Source organism: Achromobacter insolitus, from assembly GCF_002209555.1.
In the GTDB taxonomy this organism is placed as follows: Bacteria; Pseudomonadota; Gammaproteobacteria; order Burkholderiales; family Burkholderiaceae_B; genus Achromobacter; species Achromobacter insolitus.
The window spans coordinates 983,415-1,003,299 of the sequence record NZ_NJIF01000001.1 but is presented as its reverse complement, the minus strand read 5'-3'; the positions used below and the strand labels follow the sequence as shown (position 1 = coordinate 1,003,299).

The following is a 19,885-nucleotide window of genomic DNA, read 5'->3' as shown; positions in this document are numbered from 1 at the left end:
TTTTGGCCGGCCCCTTCCGAGGGGAGATTTCCGTCCTTGCCGCAGTGCGCCTACCAGCTCAGCCAGGTCCCGCGCATGAACGTATCCACCGGCATGCTGAGGTTGGCGCGCCATTCATAATTGCCCGAGAGGATGTCGCGGTCGGCGCCCACCGCCAGCTTGACCTTGGGTGCGACGAACATGCTGTGGGACAGGCCAACGCGCTGCTCGGCCAGCTCCGAGCCCTCGCGCAGGCCCGAGTAGGTGCCGCTGAGCACGCCCCAGCCGGTGATGGGGACGCCGGCCGACAGCGTGTTGCGGGTATGCGCCGTCGAGGCCGCGCCGCCCGAGTAGCTGGACAGGTCGCCATAACCCGCCCCGACCTGCTCGTTGGAGTAGCCCAGGTTCACGCTGTCGGCCACGTCCACGTTGTAGTCGAAGCGATAACGCCACGCGCTGGCGGCGTCGAACGAACTTTGCGTGGCGCCCGCCCGGAACGTGCCGTACTCGCCGGCGGCATAGGTGGTGCCCATGCCGCGTGTGGTGAGCGAAGGCGCGCTCTGCATCTGGCCTTCCAGCGTCAGCGCCGGAGTCAGCCCGTAACGCACGCTGCCGCTGCCCACCGCCTCGCCGTAGTCCACGGCTCCGGAACTGGCGGCGGGATCCATGCGGTTCAGCCTGCCGAGCGATGACGAATAGCCGAAGCTGCCTTCGGGGGCGGTGGCGCCGGATCCGGCCCAGTTCGAGATCTGCAGGCCGCCCACTGGCGCGCTGCTGCCCCAGGCCGGGGCCCGGGCGTCGACATTGCCGACGGCGACGGACGGACCCGAAGTGTTGCGATAGACCCAGTTGCGGTTGCCGCCGTAGCGCAGGCCTTCCTGGCTGCTGGCCGAGGCGAACCAGGGCCGCGAAGCGCGCGACACGCCAGAAATCACGACCACCGGCACGCGGGGCAGGTCGCCGTCCTGGAGGGCGAAAACGTAATCGGGCGTGGGTTCCTCGGGCGTCGCGAGCACGCCGCAATCCAGCGGTACCGGGGCGGGCTGGGCGTCGCCCGACAGGCCCAGGCCGGTGCCGGGGATCAGGTCGGCTTCACTCGCGCCCGTGCCGCGCACGCTGGTATCCAACGCCGGTTCCATGGTCTGCATCTCGCAGGGGGCCGGGTCCAGTGGCACCGCGCGCGATTCCATGGACGGGGCAGGGCGCACGGGAATGGGCTGGACCGAGGACAGCACCCCGATGCCGCGCCCCGCGGACAAAGCTGGCATATATGGGGACGTAGCAAGTGGGTCGCCCACGGCCGGGGCGAGCGGGCAGGCCAGGGCCGCCGCCAGCGCGGCGCGCAACAGCCGGTTTCGCCAGATGATTGCAAGGGCGATCATAGACACAGTGTAGAAAGGGAGCGCCGCCTTGCCTGTAAACGATTTTTAGCAACTCGGACAGAAGACGGGGCGGCTTCCATTTTAGAGCCACGCGGCGCGGGCGGCGGGCCCTGGCCGGAAAGCGCTGGAAAACGGGTCCAACATCGTGCAACAGGTATATTTCAGTTGATTTCCTGCCTCTTGCGGCAGGGCGCGACGGGCCGCACTATGGCATCCATGGACAATCCCCACACCAAGCTGCTGGTCGTCGACGACGACCCCGCCTTACGGCAATTGCTGGCCGACTACCTCAACCGCCACGGCTACGACACGCTGCTGGCGCCGGACGCCACCGACCTGTCGTCCCGCATTACCCGCTACGCGCCCGACCTCCTGGTGCTGGACCGCATGTTGCCGGGCGGCGATGGTGCGGACGCCTGCCGCCGCCTGCGTGAGCAGGGCGAGGACATCCCCGTCATCCTGTTGACGGCGCGCGACGAAGCGGTAGACCGCATCATCGGCCTGGAAGCCGGCGCGGACGATTACGTCGGCAAGCCGTTCGACCCGCGCGAGCTGCTGGCCCGCATCGAGGCCGTGCTGCGCCGCAAGCGCGGTCCCTCCGCGCTGACCAAGGACGCGCCGGTCGCGTTCGGTCCCTTCATTTTCGATCCCTCCACCCGCCAACTGTCGCGCGATGGCACGGTGGTCAAGCTGACCGGAGGCGAGATCAACCTGCTCGAGGCGCTGGTGCGCAACGCCGGCAAGCCGCTGTCGCGCGAACGCCTGCTGGCGCTGGCGCGCGACGACGATGCGGGCGAGCGCAATGACCGCGCCATCGACATCGCCATCCTGCGCCTGCGCCGGGTCATCGAAGACGATCCCAAGCAGCCGCGCTGGATCCAGACCGTCTGGGGCATCGGCTACCGGTTCTCGCCCTGATGCGTCTTTCCCCCGGTTTTCTGGTACCGCGATCGCTGCGGGCAAGGCTGATCCTGCTGATCCTGGGCTCGGTCCTGCTGACGCAGGCGGCCACCTTGGTGACGGTGTCGTACTTTCGGCACAAGTTCATGGAAGACGTAGCCATCGGCTACATCGTCACGACCATCCGCACGCTGCGCGCCGCCGTGTCGCAGGTGCCTGCGGAAGAACGTGCGGAGTTTGTGCGCACGGCCTCGCAGAACCAATGGCGGCTTTGGTCGCGGGTGCTGCCGGCCGAGGCCAAGCTGCAGCGCTTCAATGGCCGCCGTCCTCCGCCCAAGGCGGCTCCGCGGCCCCCGCCGCCGCCCGCGTCGGAAACGCAGATCCACGGTCCGCCGGCACCACCCCCGCCGGAAGTGCGCGACGACGATCACGGAAATGGACGCGATGAGCGCGCGAGCGCGCGCGAAGGCGAGCGAGCCCGCGACCGCGAGGAACACGGCCGCCGCTACCAACCCGAACCGGACGACATCCGCCGCGATCTGCGGGTGCTGGTCCAGCAGCTCAATGAACGCCTGAACGATGGCACGCGGGTGGCGCTGTCTCGCGGTCCCACGCCGGAGATCTTCATTTCGCTGGCGCCCAATTCCGCCAGCGAAGACGTGCCGCGCTTGCGCGAGTGGCTGGTCATCCCGCTGGAGCGCCTGGATCCGCCGGTTGCCACGCCGTTCATCGCCGCCTGGCTGGGCGGCCTGGGCTTGCTGCTATTGCTGGCGGTGGGCTTTTCATGGCACATCACGCGTCCCATTACCCGGCTGGCCGATGCGGCCGACCGCCTGGCCGCCGGGCAACCTCAGCGGGTCGAACCCTCGGGGCCACATGAGACCCGGGTGCTGGGCGAACGCTTCAACGCCATGTTGGACGCGCTGTCGGAATCCGACTCGGTGCGCCGCACCCTGCTGTCGGGCCTGCCGCACGACTTGAAGGGGCCGCTGTCGCGGATGTGGCTGCGGATCGAGTTGGCGGATGATTCCAAGCTGAAGGAAGGGCTGCGCGCGGACCTGCAGGATATGCAGCACATGGTTGATCAGTTCATCGGCTTCGTGCGCGGTACCGATCCTGCCGCCTACCGCTACGCCTCCATGAATCTTTCCGATTGGCTGACCGAGCGCGTGGGCGCATGGCAGGGGGCCGGCACCGACATCAGCCTGGGATCCGGCGATGACGCCGCAGCCCTGGTGGTCCAGGCGGACGCGGTGGCGCTGGGCCGCTTGCTGGATAACCTGATCGGCAATGCCTTGAACCATGGCGCCCCGCCAGTCGAGGTCAGTCTGCGGCACGAGGGACGGCATGCGGTGCTGGACGTGGCCGACCATGGCCCGGGCATCGTGCCGGAACGGCGCCTGGAGGCATTGCGCCCGTTCAGCCGCCTGGACGACGCGCGTACGCGCACCGGCAGCGTGGGATTGGGCCTTGCGCTGGCCGAGGCCATCGCGCGCGCGCATGGCGGTTCGCTGGAGCTCCTCGAGGCGGCGTCCGGCGGGCTGTGCGTGCGGGTCAGGCTGCCGCTGTCCGAAACGCCCTAGGGCGCCCCGCGCAGGCGTGCCCGCCCCCCGGGGCGGGCCGCGCTACGGTACGATGCATCCTGCTCAGTACTTTGTCGTTTCCGCACCATGGCCATCCAGTCCGATTCGCTTTCCTCCCGTCCCGACGCCCCCCGTATCGTGGCGCCGCAGCCGGTGTCGCCCAACGAGGAGTCGATCGAACGCGCCTTGCGGCCCAAGGCGCTGGACGAGTACGTTGGCCAGCAGCGCGCCCGCGAACAGTTGGAGATCTTCATCGCCGCCGCGAGGAAGCGCGGCGAAGCGCTGGACCACGTGCTGCTGTTCGGGCCGCCGGGCCTGGGCAAGACCACGCTGGCCCACATCATTGCCCATGAAATGGGCGTGCAGCTGCGCCAGACCTCCGGGCCGGTGCTGGAACGCCCTGGCGACCTGGCGGCGCTCTTGACCAACCTGGAAAAGAACGACGTCCTGTTCATCGACGAAATCCACCGCCTGTCGCCTGTGGTCGAGGAAATCCTCTACCCGGCGCTGGAGGATTTCCAGATCGACATCCTGATCGGGGAAGGGCCGGCCGCGCGCAGCGTGAAGCTGGACCTGCAACCCTTTACCCTCGTTGGCGCCACCACCCGCGCCGGCATGCTGACCAATCCCCTGCGCGACCGCTTCGGCATCGTGTCGCGGCTGGAGTTCTACAACGCCACCGATCTCGGCCACATTGTTACGCGCAGCGCCGGTCTGCTCAACGCAGGCATCACGCCGGATGGCGCGGCCGAGGTGGCGCGGCGCGCCCGCGGGACGCCGCGCATCGCCAATCGGCTGTTGCGCCGGGTGCGCGACTATGCCGAGGTCAAGGCCGGCGGCACTATCGACGCCGAGGTCGCGGGCCGCGCGCTGGCCATGCTGGAAGTGGATCCGCAAGGCCTGGACCTGATGGACCGCAAGCTGCTCGAGGCCATCATCCACAAGTTCGACGGCGGCCCCGTCGGCGTGGACAGCCTGGCGGCGGCCATAGGCGAAGAGCGCGACACGATCGAGGACGTGATCGAACCCTACCTGATCCAGCATGGCTATCTGCAGCGCACGCCGCGCGGCCGTACCGCCACGCTGACTACCTGGCGCCACCTGGGCCTGACCCCGCCGGCCGGCGCCACGGCCGGGTCGGGCGACCTTTTCGGCAAGTAGGCGGCGCGCGCCCCGGGCGCCGCGGGTTTATCATCCGGAGGTTTTGATTCTTCTCCGCGATCAAAGGACCTCACCCCATGCAGCCCGAATTGCCCACCTATGACGACGTCGTGCGCGCCAGCGAGCGCCTGGCCGGCAACGCGCACCGCACGCCCGTACTGACCTCGGCCACCGCCGATGCGATCAGCGGCGCGTCGGTCTTCTTCAAGTGCGAGAACTTCCAGCGCATGGGCGCTTTCAAGTTCCGGGGCGGCTATAACGCCATCGCGCGCTTGACGCCGGAGCAGCGCGCCGCTGGCGTCGTGACGTTCTCATCGGGCAACCACGCGCAGGCCATCGCCCTGGCTTCCAAGCTGCAGGGCGTGCAGGCCACCATCATCATGCCGCTGGACGCGCCGGCCGCCAAGCGCGCCGCCACGGAAGGCTATGGCGGCAAGATCGTCACGTATGACCGCTACACCGAAGACCGCGAGGCGATCGCCCGCCGTATCCAGGCGGAAACCGGTGCCACGCTGATCCCGCCCTACGACCACGAAGACGTGATCGCTGGCCAGGGCACGGCCGCCAAGGAACTGTTCGAGGAAGTGGGCGAACTGGATTACCTGTTCGTATGCCTGGGCGGCGGCGGCCTGCTGTCGGGATCGGCCCTGTCCGCCTTCGCGCTGAGCCCGCGCTGCCTGGTCTATGGCGTCGAGCCGGAAGCCGGCAACGACGGCCAGCAGTCTCTGCGCAAGGGTGAAATCGTCCGTATTCCCGCTCCCAAGACCTTGGCCGATGGCGCTGCCACGACGCACCTGGGCAACCTCACCTTCCCGCTCATCCAGAAGCATGTGCGCGACATCGTCACGGTGACGGACGAGCAATTGGTCAGCACCATGCGCTTTTTTGCCGAGCGCATGAAGATGGTGGTGGAACCCACCGGCTGCCTGGGCGCGGCCGCTGTCATGCAGAACGTGGTGCCGGTGCGCGGCGCGCGGGTGGGTGTCATCATCAGCGGCGGCAACGTCGACCTTCCGAACTACGCCAAGCTGTTGGCGGCCTGATACCGCAGGCGGCCCCTTTTCGGGGCCGCCGATACGCGCTTGCGGATGTAGCGCGTGCAAGGCAGAATCGGGACTGAATCCTGACGAACAGGGGCTGCGACATGCGTATCCTTGTCATCGGCGGCACCGGTTTCATCGGCCGCCATCTGGTAGCGCGGCTTTCCGCCGATCAGCATCAGATCGTCGTTCCCACCCGGCTCTACAGCCGCGGGCGCGATTTGCAGATTCTTCCCACGGTCACCTTGCTCGAATGCGATGTGCATGACGATGCCACGCTGGACGGCCTGCTGGATGGCTGCACTGCCGTCATCAATCTGGTCGGCATTCTGCACGGCAATTTTGGCCGGCCCTATGGCTCGGATTTCGCTCGGGCACACGTGCTGTTGCCGCAGCGTATCGCGCAAGCCTGCCTGCGGCGGGGCACGCAGCGGCTGCTGCACGTCAGCGCGCTCGGCGCCGACTCCAATGGCGACAGCATGTACCAACGTTCCAAGGGCGATGGTGAAGCCGCCATCAAGCAGGAATTCCAAGGCCGGCAGGAGGGCGGCTGGACCATTTTCCGTCCGTCCGTGGTGTTCGGGCCCGACGACCGCTTCACCAATATGTTCGCCGGCCTGGCGCGCTGGCTGCCGGTGTTGCCGCTGGCGGGCGCGCACGTGCGCATGCAGCCGGTCTATGTGGGCGACGTGGTCGCCGCCATCGTGGCGGCGCTCGGTAATACGCACACTTGCGGCAAGACCTATGAATTGGGGGGACCCCAGGTCTACACCCTGGGTGAGATCGCCCGCCTGTGCGCCGCCTGGGGCGGGCATCCCAGGCCCGTGATCAACATGCCGATGGGGGTGGGCCGCATGCAGGCAAGGCTGTTCGAATGCCTGCCCGGCACGCCGCTGATGTCTCGCGACAACCTGGATTCCCTGCGGCGCGACAACATCTGTACCGGGCCGATCGCGCCCGAACTGCACGTGGTGCCGACGGGCCTGGAAGCCGTGGCGCCCCGCTATTTGTAGGCCCGCTCAGCGCACCAGCGCCTTCAATGCCTGCTTGATGCCGTCGGACACGCCTACGCCTTCCGGCAGCGTCTTCAGTGCCGACAGCGATTCCTTCTCGGAGTAGCCCAGCGCCAGCAGCGCATTGAGGATGTCCGACTGGTTGTCGGGCGCCGCATGCGGCGATGCGCCGATGTCCGCGCCCAGCTTGCCCCGCATTTCCAGCAGCAGGCGTTCGGCGGTTTTCTTGCCGATGCCGGGCACGCGCGTAAGGCGGCCAGATTCCTGCAAGGTGATGGCTTGCGCCAGATCCGCCACCGACAGCCCCGACAGCACCGACAGCGCGGTGCGCGCGCCGATGCCGCTGACCTTGATCAATTCGCGGAAAGCGCTGCGTTCGCCGGCCGTGGCGAATCCATAAAGGATATGGGCGTCTTCGCGCACCGTCAGGTGCGTGTATAGCGTGACGCGGGCGCCCGTGTCGGGCAGCGAGTACAGCGTGCTCATGGGCACGTCGATGTCATAACCCAGACCACCCACATCCACGCAGATGGTGGGCGGGAGTTTTTCGATCAGGGTTCCTGTGATGCGTCCGATCATGGCGAGGTAGGCTTGGCAAGAGTGAGGCCGCTGAAAGCGCGGCGGATGCGGGGATTCTATACGCGCGGGCGTGCAATCGGCGGGAACCCGGCCCGCCTGGCGGCAAACCGTCGTGCAGCAGCGCGTCAGCCGACCAGGCGCCCGTTGCGGATGCGGGTCTTGCCGCTCATGCGCAAGGAGGCGCCCAGGCGCTCCAGCTTGTCCTGCAATGGTCCGGCATGGGCATGGCAGATGGCGCAGGCCAGGGCGTCCGCCGAATCGGGCGCGGGCGCACCGTCCAGCGCCAGCAGATGCTGCACCATCATCTGCACCTGTTCCTTGGCGGCGCGGCCCGTGCCGACCACGGCCTTCTTGATTTGCAGCGCGGTGTACTCGTGCACGGGCAGCGAGCTGTCGGCCAGCGCGCACAGCGCGGCGCCGCGCGCCTGGCCCAGCAGCAGCGTGGACGCGGGGTTGGTGTTCAGGAAGATGATTTCCAGCGCCGCCACGTCCGGTTGGGTGTCGCGCGCCACCTGGCGCAGATTGTCCAGGATGACTTTGAGACGTTCGGGCAGCGTAAGCGCGGGCGGAACCACGATGGTCCCGCTGGCCACGTAGCGCAGGCGCGGCCCGTCGGCATCGATCACACCGAAGCCGGTGCGGCGCAAGCCGGGATCGATGCCGAGGACGCGCATCAGTGGCGGAAGTGGCGGGTGCCGGTCAGCACCATGGCGATGCCGTGCTCGTCGGCCGCGGCAATCACTTCGTCATCGCGCACGCTGCCGCCAGGCTGGATCACGCAGGTCGCGCCCGCAGCCACCACCACGTCCAGGCCGTCGCGGAACGGGAAGAAGGCATCGGACGCCACGGCCGAGCCCTTCAGGGTCAGCCCGGCGTTCTCGGCCTTGATCGAGGCGATGCGGGCCGAGTCGATGCGGCTCATCTGGCCGGCGCCCACGCCCAGGGTCATGCCGCCGCCGACGAACACGATGGCGTTGGACTTGACGTACTTGGCGACCTTCCAGGCGAAGGCCAGATCGTTCATTTCCTCTTCGGTGGGCTGGCGCTTGGTGACCACCTTGAGCGCGTCGCGCGGCACGTTGTAGGCGTCCGGGCTCTGCACCAGCCAGCCGCCGCCCACGCGCTTGACGTCAAAAGCGTTCTGGCCCGTGCCCATCGGCACTTCCAGGACGCGCACGTTCTTCTTGGCGGCCAGGATGGCCAGCGCGGCGCCGTCATAGGCGGGAGCCAGCAGCACTTCCAGGAACTGGGCGCTCACGGCTTCGGCCGTGGCGGCGTCCACCGGGCGGTTGAAAGCGATGATGCCGCCGAAAGCCGAAGTGGGATCGGTCTTGAAGGCTTGTTGGTAGGCGCCGAGCGTGTCGGCTGCGACCGCCACGCCGCAGGGGTTGGCGTGCTTGACGATGACGCAGGCGGGCGCTTCGAAGCTGCGCGCGCATTCCCAGGCGGCGTCGGCGTCCGCGATGTTGTTGTAGGACAGTTCCTTGCCCTGCAATTGGCGGTAGTTGCCCAGCAGGCCGGCCGGACGCTGCGCGTCCACGTAGAAGGCGGCGGTCTGGTGCGGGTTCTCGCCGTAGCGCAGCGCTTGTTCCTGCTTGACCTGCAGGGTCAGGGTGCCCGGCCATTCATTGCGGGCGGGTACGGCTTCCTGCTTGGGCTCGGCTTCCGCCAAGCTGGTCAGGTAGGCAGCGATGGCGCCATCGTAGGCGGCGGTATGGGCGTAGACCTTGGAGGCCAGTTCCAGGCGCAGCCCGTACGAGGTGTTGCCGCCCTTGTCCATTTCAGCCAGCACGCGGGAGTAATCGACGGGGTCGATCACCACCGTCACGCCACCGGCTTCGGTGCCGTGGTTCTTGGCCGCCGCGCGCAGCATGGCCGGGCCGCCGATGTCGATGTTCTCAACGGCGTCGGCGAAGGTGCAGTCCGGCTTGGCCACGGTTTCGCGGAACGGGTACAGGTTCACCACCAGCATGTCGATGCGGTCGATGCCCGCCGCCTTGATGGTGTCCATGTGTTCGGCGCTGTCGCGGCGCGCCAGCAGGCCGCCGTGGATCTTCGGATGCAGCGTCTTGACGCGGCCATCGAGAATTTCAGGCGAACCCGTGTGGGCCGCCACTTCGGTGACGGTCAGGCCGGAGTCGGCCAGCAGCTTGGCGGTGCCGCCGGTGGACAGCAGGCGCACGCCACGCGTGGCGAGGGCGCGGGCAAATTCAACGATGCCGGTCTTGTCGGACACCGAAAGCAGGGCGGTTTCGATTTTCATGGTGAGGGACGGGAGTGGGGCGGGGGCGCCTTTCTCGTTCAGGTCTGATGGGAAATCTGGGGTGCGGGCGAGGCGATACGCACGCCGCCCGCGCGCGAAAGCTATACCTGGATATTGTGCGCCAGCAACTTCTTGCGCAGGGTGTTGCGGGTGATGCCCAGCATTTCGGATGCCCGCGACTGATTGCCGCCCGACCGTTCCAACGCTACTTCAAGCACCGGGCGCTCCACGCAGCGCATCACCATGTCCCACATGTCGTGGGGCTCGGATTCGCCCAAGTCTTCGAAATAGCGCTCCAGGCTGGCGCGCACGCATTCTTCCAGGACATCTTTCTTGCTCATTTGAGTACAGATATTTTTATGTTGGTGTTGAGGCGGTTATGCCGCCAGCAGGGCTTCTGCGACCGGCGCCGGATGGGATCCGCCGTCGCGCGAGATGAGATCGAACCAGTCCGACACAGCCCGCCACTGGTCGCGGGTATTGTCGATCAGATTCATGCGGGCACAGAACGAGTCTGCGCCCGGCAGGCCGTCCAGATACCAGCCTATGTGCTTGCGCGCTGTGCGTACGCCAGTGTGCTCGCCATAGAACCGGTAGTGGTCGTCGAGATGTTCGAGCAGCAGCTCGCGCATTTCCCCATAGGAGGGAGGGGCCAGTGTTTCGCCCGTGCGCAGGTAGTGGTCGATTTCGCGGAAAATCCAGGGACGGCCTTGTGCCGCCCGGCCGATCATGACCGCGTCGGCGCCAGTGTAATCCAGGACGTACTTGGCTTTTTCTGGCGAGGTGATGTCCCCGTTGGCGACAACGGGAATTTTCAGCTCGGCCTTGACGGCGCGGATAGTGTCATATTCCGCCTCGCCCGTATAGAGGTCGGCGCGGGTGCGTCCGTGCAAGGTCAGGGCGGCGATGCCGGCGTTTTCCGCCATTTTCGCCACCCGCAAGGCGTTGCGGCTTTCGCGGTCCCAGCCGGTGCGGGTCTTCAGCGTTACCGGCACGCCCAGGGGCGCGCAGGCCGATACGACGGCGTCCAGGATGCGGGCGATCTGGTCTTCGTGGCGCAGCAGCGCCGACCCGGAGGCCACGTTGCAGACCTTTTTGACCGGGCAGCCCATGTTGATGTCGATGATCCGCGCACCCTTTCCGGCATTGAATGCCGCCGCCTCCGCCATCATGGCGGGGTCGGCGCCGGCAATCTGCACGGAAATGGGGGCGATTTCGCCGTCATGGTTCAGGCGGCGGGAAGTCTTGACGCTATCCCACAGCTTCGGGTTGCTTGCGGCCATTTCCGACACGGCATAGCCCGCCCCCAGCTTCTTGCAAAGCTGGCGGAAAGGACGGTCGGTCACGCCCGCCATGGGCGCGACCAGCACGTTGTTGGGAAGGGTCCATTGACCTATGCGCATGCTCACATTTTAACCGGCTCAATCGTGCCCCCTTTGTCACCTGGAGAACACTTCGTAACAAGGGAAGGCGAAAACAGACAATCCAGCCCTTGTTCGGGGACGGATTCAGGGGAAATCAGGCGCGGAAACCTTGCAGCAGATGCTGCGCCAGTGGCGCGCGCAGAGGAGAAGCCAGATCCATCCCCAATAAGGCCAGGCCGCAAGCATGCTCCACCGGAGCCAGGCCGGTCGAGAAGATTCGGGGCATCAGATCCGTCAGGCCAGCGGTGATGAGCCGGTCCACGTGGCGAGCCCCGGCGAATTCCGCGAGGGCGGACGCCGGGTTGACCTCGGGATGGGGCAGCCAGCCGCCCAGCGTCTGGGCGAGGCGGGCCGCGTCACGCAGCCCCAGGTTCAGGCCTTGGCCGGCGACCGGATGCAGCGTTTGCGCGGCATTGCCGATAGCCGCCACGCGGCCATGCACCTGGGCGCGGCGGGCGCTGAGCGCCAGCGGAAAGACATGCCGCGGCGCCTGGCTGGAAAGCCGGCCCAGGCGGTCGCCGAAAGCCTGCGACAGCGCCCGCGAAAAGGCGGCATTGTCCAACGCGGCCACTTCGGCGGCTCGCTCGGGGGTGCAGCACCAGACCACGGAATAGGCGTCCGGGGTCTGCGGGTGCGGCAGCAGCGCCAGCGGACCTTCGGCGGTGAAGCGTTCCCAGGCCCAGCCGCGGCGGGGCAGGGTGGCATGGGCCGTGGTCAGCACGGCGTGCTGGTCGTAGTCGCGCCGCACGTCGGTCGCGCCCGCGCCATCGGACTGCACAGCGACCCGGCACAGCAGCGTCGTATCGCCTTGGTGGACGCGCACGCCATCGGCATCCTGCAGGCCGATCCTGGCGGGCGGACCCGGAAGGACAGTAACCCCACAGGCGGCCACGCATTCGTCCAGCTTCGCGTGCAGCCCGGAATACGCGACCACGCTGCCCAGCTGCGGCACGCCGAAATCGGTATTCTGGATCAGGGTGCGGCCCAGCCGGCCGCGTTGCGATACATGGATGTTGCGGATGTCGGCCGAGCGGTCGGGCCAGGCATGCAGCGCTTCCAGCAATACCCGGCTGCCGTGGTTCATGGCCAGCACGCGGGGATCCGTGGCCGGCGCCGCCGCCGACGGCGCGACCGGGGCGGGCGGGCTGCCCGCAAGCAGCGCGATGCGCGCCGGGTCCGGCGCCACACGGGCCAGCATCAGGGCCAGCACGCGGCCCACCGGGCCGGCGCCTAGTATCGCTATGTCGAAGGCGGATGAAGTCATGACCGGATTTTAACCGTCCACTACAATCCGCAGCAGCCGGCGCTTCTTGGCGCCGTGGTCCTTTTTCCGGTCGACCGACATGACGCAGCTCCAGGCTTCCTCCCCGCTGTCCGCCGCTCCCGCCCGCCGTCCGCGCGGCAAAGTCACAGTGGGCCTGCTGGCCTGCCTGTTCGGCGCGGTAGGCGCGCACTGGTGGTATCTGGGTCGGCGCCACGCCTGGCTGGTGACCGCGTTGGCGCTCATCAGCCTGTTCTGCGCGGTGCGCTTCTATCCCGTCTGGTACGACAACCCGGCATTCTTCCTGCTGTTCATTCCCATGATCGACGGCTTCATCGAAAGCGCGGTGTTTTCGCTGATGCCGGACGAGAAATTTGACCGCCTCTACAACGCCGGCCTGGGCCGACCCACGCGGACCGGCTGGGGACCGGTGCTGGTCGCCATCCTGGCCTGCCTGGTCGGCGCCATTGTCTCCATGTTTGCCATCGCCATGGTGGTGGTCTACACCTGGATCGCCATGGGCTGGCTGGACGGCTACGTGTTCTAGCGCGCGCCTGCCGCGCCGCGATCCTATTCGCGCATCAGCGCTTCGATTTCCCCAGCCTGCACGGGGACTCCCCGGGTGATGAGCTCGCAGCCCTCGTCCGTGACCAGCGCGTCGTCTTCGGTACGGATGCCGATGTTCCAGTACGCCTCGGGTACATCATCGGCGGGCCGCACATAGATGCCCGGTTCGATCGTCAGCATCATCCCGGCTTCCAGCCTGCGCCAGGGGCGTTCGGCGCCATGGGCCGCGCCGGGCTGGCGGTAGTCGCCCACGTCGTGCACGTCCAGGCCCAGCCAGTGGCCCGTGCGGTGCATGTAGAAACGGCTGTAGTCGCCGGATTCCAGCACGCCGTCCAACGAACCTTTCAAGAGCTTCAGGTCCAGCATGCCTTGCGCCAGCACGCGCAGGGCGGCCTGATGGCCGTCGTTGAAACTGCGGCCGGGCGCGGTGGCCTGGGCGGCGGCGTCCTGGGCCGCCACCGTCAGGTCGTACAGCGCGCGCTGCGGGCCGCTGTAGCGGCCGTTCACGGGAAAGGTCCGGGTGATGTCGCTGGCATAGCTGTCGACTTCGCAGCCCGCGTCGATCAGGACCAGGTCACCGTCGCGCAGCACGGCCTCGCCGGCCGGGTAGTGCAGCACGCAGGCGTTCGCGCCCGCTGCGACGATGCTGTTGTAGGCCACCGACTGCGCGCCATGGCGGCGGAATTCGTACAGCAGTTCGGCCTCGATCTCGTATTCGCGCATGCCGGGGCGGGCGACGCGCATGGCGCGCACGTGGGCGCCCGCGGAAATCTTGGCCGCCCGCCGCATTGCGGCAATTTCGCTGGCGTCCTTGATCAACCGCATTTCGGCCAGCAGGGGCCGGATGTCCTGTTGGCGGGAGGGGGGAGCATGGCCGCCACGGCTGGCCTCGCGCGCCGCGGCCAGCCAGCGGTGCAGGCGGCCGTCGTTGCGCTTGTCGCTGGCCAAGGGCGCGTACAGGGTGGCGTGGTCCTGCAGCAGCGCAGGCATCAGCTCGTCCAGCGCATCGAGCGGATGGGCGTCGTCAAAGCCGAAATGCGCCGCCGCCGCCTCGGGGCCGAAACGCTTGCCCTCCCAGATTTCATGCTCGATGTGGCGTGGGCGGCAGAAGAGCACCGAGCGGTCGGTCGCTCCCGCGATCAGCACCAGCCAGGCGCCGGGTTCGGTGAACCCGGTCAGGTAGAAAAAATCGCTGTCATGCCGATAGGGGTATTCGGCGTCTCGGTTGCGAGTGGCTTCCGGTGCGGTCGCCAGGATCGCAATGCCGCCTCCATCGGCGCGCATCTGCTCCATCAGGCGTTGGCGCCGCGCGGCGTAAGGGGCGATGTCTTCGGGAGGCAGGCTCATGGCGGAGTGGGGCGCGAACCCCGGCAAGGTGATGATGCCGTTTACTTTACCTGCCATCCCTCGGATACGACACCCCGTGCAGGCCACGCCGAATCCGCTGGACCGCTTCGGGCAAGCTGCTACAATCGCGGCTCTGTCATTGGGGAGTAGCCATCCTTTGTCCCCTCAAAGGAGCTAGCGTCAACAGACTTGGTGGTTCAGCGCTGCGGAGCAGCCGCTAGAACTCCATGGCGCTAGCGGTATCCATGCGCTGCGGCACGCCCGCCGCATGGAGCAGCCAGGCGAGACCTTTGGCCGCGTTGCGTTCACCCTTGGCCGGGCGAGCCGCGACGTCGCGCCAATTGGTTTCTGCTCGTCCGGCTCGCCTATATGTTTCTCACCCTGTTCCTGTTTTTCCTGTCTGCGGCAGTGATCTACTTCGCCTGTGAGTTCTTCGTGAACGGCGTTGAATGGGTCGGTCATCGCTTCCAGCTTGGCGCCACTGCGACCGGTACTGTGCTCGCCGCCTTCGGCACCGCCTTGCCGGAAAGTGCCGTGACCTTCATGGCCGTGGTCTTCGGCGACACCCCAGAGCAAAAAGACATAGGCGTTGGCGCCGCCATGGGCGGCCCGCTGGTGCTGGCCACGCTGGCTTATGCGGTGGTCGGCCTGACCCTTTGGCGCTCGCGCCGCGCCCGGGCCCCGCAGGCGGCCTGTATCAACGCGGACCAGCGCCGGCTGGCCCGCGACCAGGCCTGGTTCATGGGCATCTTCATTTTCAAGGTCGGCCTGGGCCTGCTGGCCTTCGCCTGGAAGCCTTGGCTGGGCATCCTGTTCCTGGCCACCTACGGTCTCTACGTCAAGCGCGAGCTCAGCAACGACGAAGAGAGCCTGGACAGCGAGGATCTCGAGCCGCTCAAGCTGCGCCCCCGCGACGAAAACCCGACGATGTTCTGGTCGGTGGCGCAGACCGTCATGGCCTTGGTCGTGATCGCCGGGGCTTCGCACGTGTTCGTGAATCAGATTGAAGTGCTGGGCGTGGCCATGGGCGCGTCGCCCCACGTCGCGGCGTTGTTGCTGGCGCCGGTCGCGACCGAGTTGCCGGAAATCATGAATGCACTGATCTGGGTCCGCCAGGGCAAGGAGCGGCTGGCGCTGGCCAACATTTCGGGCGCCATGATGATCCAGGCAACTATCCCCAGCGCGCTGGGCATCTTCATGACGCCGTGGTTGCTGGACGGCCCTCTGCTCGCGGCGGGCCTGTTCACCATGCTCTCGATCGGCCTGCTGTGGCTGCGCTTCCGCCGTTCGGTCATGAGCGTGCCGGCCTTGTCGGCGGTGGGCGGCCTGTATGCCGTGTTCGCCGCCTATCTGGGCTGGCATTTCTACGTTTGAGCGGCACGTTGCGCTGGGGGGCTTCGGCCCCAGCCGGTTTTGCCACGATCAAGCCAGATTTCGTGGCAAAAACCTTGTCCATAAGTGGAAACCCGCGTAAAATCCTGCCTGTTATCCATCCCAGGAGCAGTCTTCGTGAATACCGATTCCGGCGAAAGTTGTCGATCTTGCATCGACGTCGCTGTTTAACAGGTCCACGCAGAACTCCGTCTGCCGCAGCCTGTTGAACAGGTTGCGGTTGTATCCCAAGCTCCAGGCTCACGCCCGGGCAATCGCGCAAGCCAGCGGCTTGCCGGGAACCTCCCCAACATAAACCGCCAGAACCGCCGCCAGTCGCAGCGTCCGCGTTCGTGCACGTTTTTCGTGCCTGTCCGCTGAACGCAGCGGAGGTGCGCGCGTATTCGCGATCACGCTCCCCATTCTTGCAATGGAGGTCGTTATGCGTTTCTTCGACTTGTTCCTGCGCCGCGCCGGCGTGGACCGTTCTGCCGCCCTGAGCCGCCGCCGCGGCACATCGCGCTTGACGGTCATCTGTCCGCGCGACGAGCTGGGCGCCTTGCGCAAGCAGATCTGCCTGGACTTCAGCGCCGCCGGCCTGGACGTCTCGCAAGTACAGATCGACCAGGGCCGGGATCCTGGCATGGCGTCCGCCTGCATCACCGTCAATTGCCCCCCGGAGCTGCGGGGCGAACTGATGTCGCAGGCGCGCCGCCTGAGCGCCAATCCCGCCGTGCGTCACGTGCATTTCGGCGCCCAAGCCGCGCAGGCCGCGCTGGCCTGAAGCCGCCCTTTCTTCCCCAGGAGAGATCATGCCCAGTGCCTTAGACCCCGAGCCTCGATTGCGCCCAGTGCGCGGCGCCGGCATGCCTGCCTGACCTGTCTATTCGCTGCGAACCGACAGGCGGGATAGTCATCCTGGCCCGTACGGAGTCCGCAGCCTGGAATCCCCGGCCTGGCCCACGTCTTGTGCGCCCTCGCCGCCGGTATCGGTTCCTTCGCTAGCTCCCTTCCGTTTTCCGCACCCGGCGCATTTCCATGCGATCCGGATACCGGCAACATTGCCCCGGTGCCTGCGCACGCCCGTAAGCGGCGGTTTGACGGCTTTCTGAGCGAAAGCCGCGGCCTGCTGCTGCCCGCGCGTGGGCGGCAGCAGGGCAGGGTGGTCCGTGTCTCCGACAACTACACGTATAACCGGAGCACTCCGATGTTCAAGTTTCTCAAGTCCTTCTTTACGTCGGCGGCGGGCCTGCGCCATACCGCTAGACACTTCCGCCGCTCACCCATGCCCGAGCGGGGCGCGGCTGCCGCCGCCGCCTCCTCCGACACGGCTCGCCATGCCAACCGCCAGATGCTGGACCTGGCGCGCATGGATTTTGGCGCTTTGTTCTCGTTGTTCGGCAGCAGCCGTGGCGGGCTGTCAGAGGCCCAGGCGCAGACCGCCCGCGAACGCTACGGCGCCAATGAAGTCGACCATGAAAAGCCGCTTTCCTGGCATGCCCACCTCTGGCTGTCCTATCGCAACCCGTTCAACCTGCTGCTGACCGCGCTGGCGGCGCTGTCCTGGCTGACCGACGTGCACATGGCGGTCCCGGACGATCAATCCTGGATGGCGGTTTTCATCATCGGGGCCATGGTGCTCATTTCCACCGTATTGCGATTCGCGCAGGAACAGCGTTCCAGCCGCGCCGCCGAAGCGCTCAAGGCCATGGTGCAAAACACCGCTACCGTCCTGCGCAGCGACCCGGCCACCCAGGCCGAAGGCGATGCCCGCCGCTATTTCGGCGTGGCGCTGCACGTCAGCGGTTCGCGGCAGGTCGAGGTGCCGCTGGCGCAGTTGGTTCCGGGCGACGTGGTGTTGCTGTCGGCGGGCGACATGATTCCCGCCGATTGCCGCATCCTTGCGGCCAAGGACCTGTTCATCGCGCAAGCCGCGCTGACGGGCGAGTCGCTGCCCGTCGAGAAATATGCGACGCAGCGTCTCGAGACTGCCAATGCCCTCGAGTTGGAGAACATGGCGTTCATGGGCACCAATGTCGTCAGCGGTTCCGGCAGCGCCCTGGTGGTGGCGACCGGCACTCGCAGCTACTTCGGTCAATTGGCCGGGCGCGTCACGCAGACGAGCCGCGCGCGGACCCAGTTCCAGCAAGGCATCAACCGCGTGAGCTGGGTGCTTATCCGGTTCATGCTGGTAATGGCGCCCATCGTCATGCTGATCAATGGGTTCACCAAGGGCGACTGGATGGAAGCGTTGTTGTTTGCGCTGGCCATCGCCGTGGGCCTGACGCCCGAAATGCTGCCCATGATCGTCACGGCCACGCTGGCCAAGGGCGCCGTGCGCATGTCGCGCCGCAAGGTGGTCGTCAAGCGGCTGGACGCGATCCAGAACCTGGGCGCGATGAACGTGCTGTGCACGGACAAGACCGGCACGCTGACCCAGGACCGCATCGTGCTGGAGCGGCACACCGACGTATACGGCACCAGCAGCGACGACGTGCTGGCCTACGCCTATCTCAACAGCTACTACCAGACCGGCTTGAAGAACCTGCTGGACGTGGCGGTGCTGCAGCATGCCGAGGTCGAACGCAAACTCGATCTGGCGGCGAAGTACCGCAAGGTCGACGAGATTCCCTTCGACTTTTCCCGGCGGCGCATGTCGGTGGTGGTGAACGAGACCGAGAACGGCCGCGAGCACCACGAACTGATCTGCAAGGGGGCGCTGGAAGAGGTGCTGGCCGTCTGCACCCGGCTGCGCGTGGGCAGCGAGGAACACCTGCTGACCGATGCCCGCCGGGCGGACATCCGCAAGGTGACGGCAGACCTCAACCGTGACGGCCTGCGCGTCATCGCCGTGGGCGTGAGGGAGTTGCCGCCCACGCAGCAAACCTACGGCGTCGCGGACGAATCCGATCTGGTGCTGGTGGGGTACATCGCATTCCTGGACCCGCCCAAGGAATCCACCGCGCCCGCGCTCAAGGCGCTCAGGGATTCCGGCATCAACGTGAAAGTGCTGACCGGCGACGTGGAACTGGTGACCCAGAAGGTCTGCCGCGAGGTGGGGTTCGAGGTGCGCAAGGTCTACCTGGGTTCTGATATCGAGGCGATGGACGAGACGCAACTGGCCGCGGCCGTGCGCGAGGCCAACGTGTTCGCGCGCCTCACGCCGGCACACAAGGAGCGCATCGTGCGCAGCCTCAGGGCTCAGGGCAATACCGTGGGCTTCATGGGCGACGGCATCAATGATGCGCCGGCGCTGCGGGCGGCCGACGTGGGCATATCCGTGGATTCGGCCGTCGATATCTCCAAGGAGGCGGCCGACATCATCCTGCTGGAAAAAAGCCTGATGGTGCTGGAGGATGGCGTCATCGAAGGCCGCAAGACCTTCTGCAATATGCTCAAGTACCTGAAGATGACGGCCAGCTCGAACTTCGGCAACGTCTTTTCGGTGCTGGTGGCGAGCGCTTTCCTGCCTTTCCTGCCGATGCTGCCCATCCATCTGCTGGTGCAGAACTTGATGTACGACATTTCCCAGACGGCGATTCCGTTCGACAATGTCGACGAAGAATTGCTGAAAAAGCCGCAGCAATGGGATCCTGACGGCCTTGGCCGCTTCATGGTGTTCTTCGGCCCGATCAGTTCCCTGTTCGACATCGCCACCTATGCGCTCATGTGGTACGTATTCCAGGCCAATACCGCGGAGCACCAGACGCTGTTCCAGTCCGGCTGGTTCGTCGAGGGGCTGTTGTCGCAGACGCTCATCGTCCATATGATCCGTACACGCAAGATCCCGTTCCTGCAAAGCCGCGCCGCCTGGCCGTTGATGGGCATGACGCTGATGGTCGTTGCCCTGGGGTTGCTGCTGCCGTTCTCGCCGCTGGCCGAATACCTCCAGCTGCAGGCGCTGCCGTGGAGCTACTTCCCTTGGCTGGCTGGCATCCTGTTGGCCTATTGCACGCTGACGCAGTTGTTGAAGGGCATCTGGGTCCGCCGCTACGGCTGGCAATAGCTTGCCGCG

General features: G+C 66.7%; 17 protein-coding genes and 1 riboswitch. Of the genes, 9 read left to right on the top strand and 8 right to left on the bottom strand.

The features are described from left to right. Positions 1-50: 50 nt before the first annotated feature. Positions 51-1,361, bottom strand: a complete 1,311-nt coding sequence (locus CEY08_RS04535; RefSeq protein ID WP_084738622.1) for a fimbrial protein — start codon at positions 1,359-1,361, stop codon at positions 51-53. A 216-nt stretch (positions 1,362-1,577) separates the two neighbouring features. Here CEY08_RS04535 and CEY08_RS04530 point away from each other — a divergent pair, with 216 nt between their 5' ends. From CEY08_RS04530 to CEY08_RS04510, 5 genes are all read left to right on the top strand, one after another. Next, positions 1,578-2,279: a response regulator gene (locus tag CEY08_RS04530; protein ID WP_042797571.1), complete on the top strand. Its 702-nt coding sequence runs from the start codon at positions 1,578-1,580 to the stop codon at positions 2,277-2,279. Beyond that, on the top strand, positions 2,279-3,844 hold the full coding sequence (locus CEY08_RS04525; RefSeq protein ID WP_063960014.1) for a sensor histidine kinase: 1,566 nt from the start codon (positions 2,279-2,281) through the stop codon (positions 3,842-3,844). Before CEY08_RS04530 ends, CEY08_RS04525 begins: the two co-directional genes overlap by 1 nt. Positions 3,845-3,931: 87 nt before the next feature. Further along, positions 3,932-5,005, top strand: a complete 1,074-nt coding sequence (gene ruvB / locus CEY08_RS04520) for a Holliday junction branch migration DNA helicase RuvB (RefSeq protein WP_063642208.1) — start codon at positions 3,932-3,934, stop codon at positions 5,003-5,005. Positions 5,006-5,082: 77 nt separating this feature from the next. After that, positions 5,083-6,048: a threo-3-hydroxy-L-aspartate ammonia-lyase gene (locus CEY08_RS04515; protein ID WP_063642207.1), complete on the top strand. Its 966-nt coding sequence runs from the start codon at positions 5,083-5,085 to the stop codon at positions 6,046-6,048. Between the two features lie 101 nt (positions 6,049-6,149). Beyond that, positions 6,150-7,058 (top strand): complex I NDUFA9 subunit family protein, encoded by a 909-nt coding sequence (locus CEY08_RS04510; protein WP_042796537.1) that lies wholly within the window; start codon positions 6,150-6,152, stop codon positions 7,056-7,058. 6 nt (positions 7,059-7,064) lie between these two features. Here the strand turns inward: CEY08_RS04510 and ruvA are convergent, their stop codons facing one another. The 6 genes from ruvA to CEY08_RS04480 all read right to left on the bottom strand — a co-directional run bounded on the left by ruvA (position 7,065) and on the right by CEY08_RS04480 (position 12,588). Continuing rightward, positions 7,065-7,637, bottom strand: a complete 573-nt coding sequence (gene ruvA / locus CEY08_RS04505) for a Holliday junction branch migration protein RuvA (RefSeq protein WP_042796538.1) — start codon at positions 7,635-7,637, stop codon at positions 7,065-7,067. Between the two features lie 125 nt (positions 7,638-7,762). Next, the gene (gene ruvC / locus CEY08_RS04500; protein ID WP_063960017.1) at positions 7,763-8,311 is read right to left on the bottom strand and encodes a crossover junction endodeoxyribonuclease RuvC; all 549 of its coding nucleotides are present in this window, start codon (positions 8,309-8,311) and stop codon (positions 7,763-7,765) included. Then, entirely contained in the window at positions 8,311-9,900 is a 1,590-nt protein-coding gene (gene purH / locus CEY08_RS04495; RefSeq protein ID WP_042796540.1) for a bifunctional phosphoribosylaminoimidazolecarboxamide formyltransferase/IMP cyclohydrolase, read from the bottom strand. The genes ruvC and purH overlap by 1 nt, the downstream gene beginning before the upstream one ends. Positions 9,901-10,001: 101 nt before the next feature. Continuing rightward, positions 10,002-10,241 (bottom strand): helix-turn-helix domain-containing protein, encoded by a 240-nt coding sequence (locus CEY08_RS04490; RefSeq protein ID WP_006217670.1) that lies wholly within the window; start codon positions 10,239-10,241, stop codon positions 10,002-10,004. Positions 10,242-10,277: 36 nt separating this feature from the next. Next, positions 10,278-11,303 carry a tRNA dihydrouridine synthase DusB gene (dusB, locus tag CEY08_RS04485; protein ID WP_042796541.1) on the bottom strand — a complete coding sequence of 342 codons (1,026 nt, stop codon included), beginning with the start codon at positions 11,301-11,303 and terminating at the stop codon, positions 10,278-10,280. A 115-nt stretch (positions 11,304-11,418) separates the two neighbouring features. Continuing rightward, entirely contained in the window at positions 11,419-12,588 is a 1,170-nt protein-coding gene (locus CEY08_RS04480) for a UbiH/UbiF/VisC/COQ6 family ubiquinone biosynthesis hydroxylase (RefSeq protein ID WP_076816126.1), read from the bottom strand. A 79-nt stretch (positions 12,589-12,667) separates the two neighbouring features. On the opposite strand from CEY08_RS04480, the gene CEY08_RS04475 reads away from it, so the two are divergent. Further along, the gene (locus CEY08_RS04475) at positions 12,668-13,132 is read left to right on the top strand and encodes a TM2 domain-containing protein (RefSeq protein ID WP_063642202.1); all 465 of its coding nucleotides are present in this window, start codon (positions 12,668-12,670) and stop codon (positions 13,130-13,132) included. A gap of 23 nt (positions 13,133-13,155) precedes the next feature. On the opposite strand, the gene CEY08_RS04470 is transcribed toward CEY08_RS04475, so the two are convergent. Then, complete coding sequence (locus tag CEY08_RS04470; RefSeq protein WP_042797572.1) at positions 13,156-14,499, bottom strand: aminopeptidase P N-terminal domain-containing protein; 1,344 nt, start codon at positions 14,497-14,499, stop codon at positions 13,156-13,158. A gap of 122 nt (positions 14,500-14,621) precedes the next feature. Continuing rightward, positions 14,622-14,789, top strand: a riboswitch (yybP-ykoY riboswitch). Positions 14,790-14,868: 79 nt separating this feature from the next. Here CEY08_RS04470 and CEY08_RS04465 point away from each other — a divergent pair. The 3 genes from CEY08_RS04465 to mgtA all read left to right on the top strand — a co-directional run bounded on the left by CEY08_RS04465 (position 14,869) and on the right by mgtA (position 19,876). After that, positions 14,869-15,873, top strand: a complete 1,005-nt coding sequence (locus CEY08_RS04465) for a sodium:calcium antiporter (protein WP_076816124.1) — start codon at positions 14,869-14,871, stop codon at positions 15,871-15,873. A 439-nt stretch (positions 15,874-16,312) separates the two neighbouring features. Then, positions 16,313-16,654 (top strand): hypothetical protein, encoded by a 342-nt coding sequence (locus CEY08_RS04460; RefSeq protein ID WP_042796545.1) that lies wholly within the window; start codon positions 16,313-16,315, stop codon positions 16,652-16,654. Between the two features lie 423 nt (positions 16,655-17,077). Next, positions 17,078-19,876 carry a magnesium-translocating P-type ATPase gene (mgtA, locus tag CEY08_RS04455; RefSeq protein ID WP_076816122.1) on the top strand — a complete coding sequence of 933 codons (2,799 nt, stop codon included), beginning with the start codon at positions 17,078-17,080 and terminating at the stop codon, positions 19,874-19,876. Positions 19,877-19,885 lie beyond the last annotated feature (9 nt).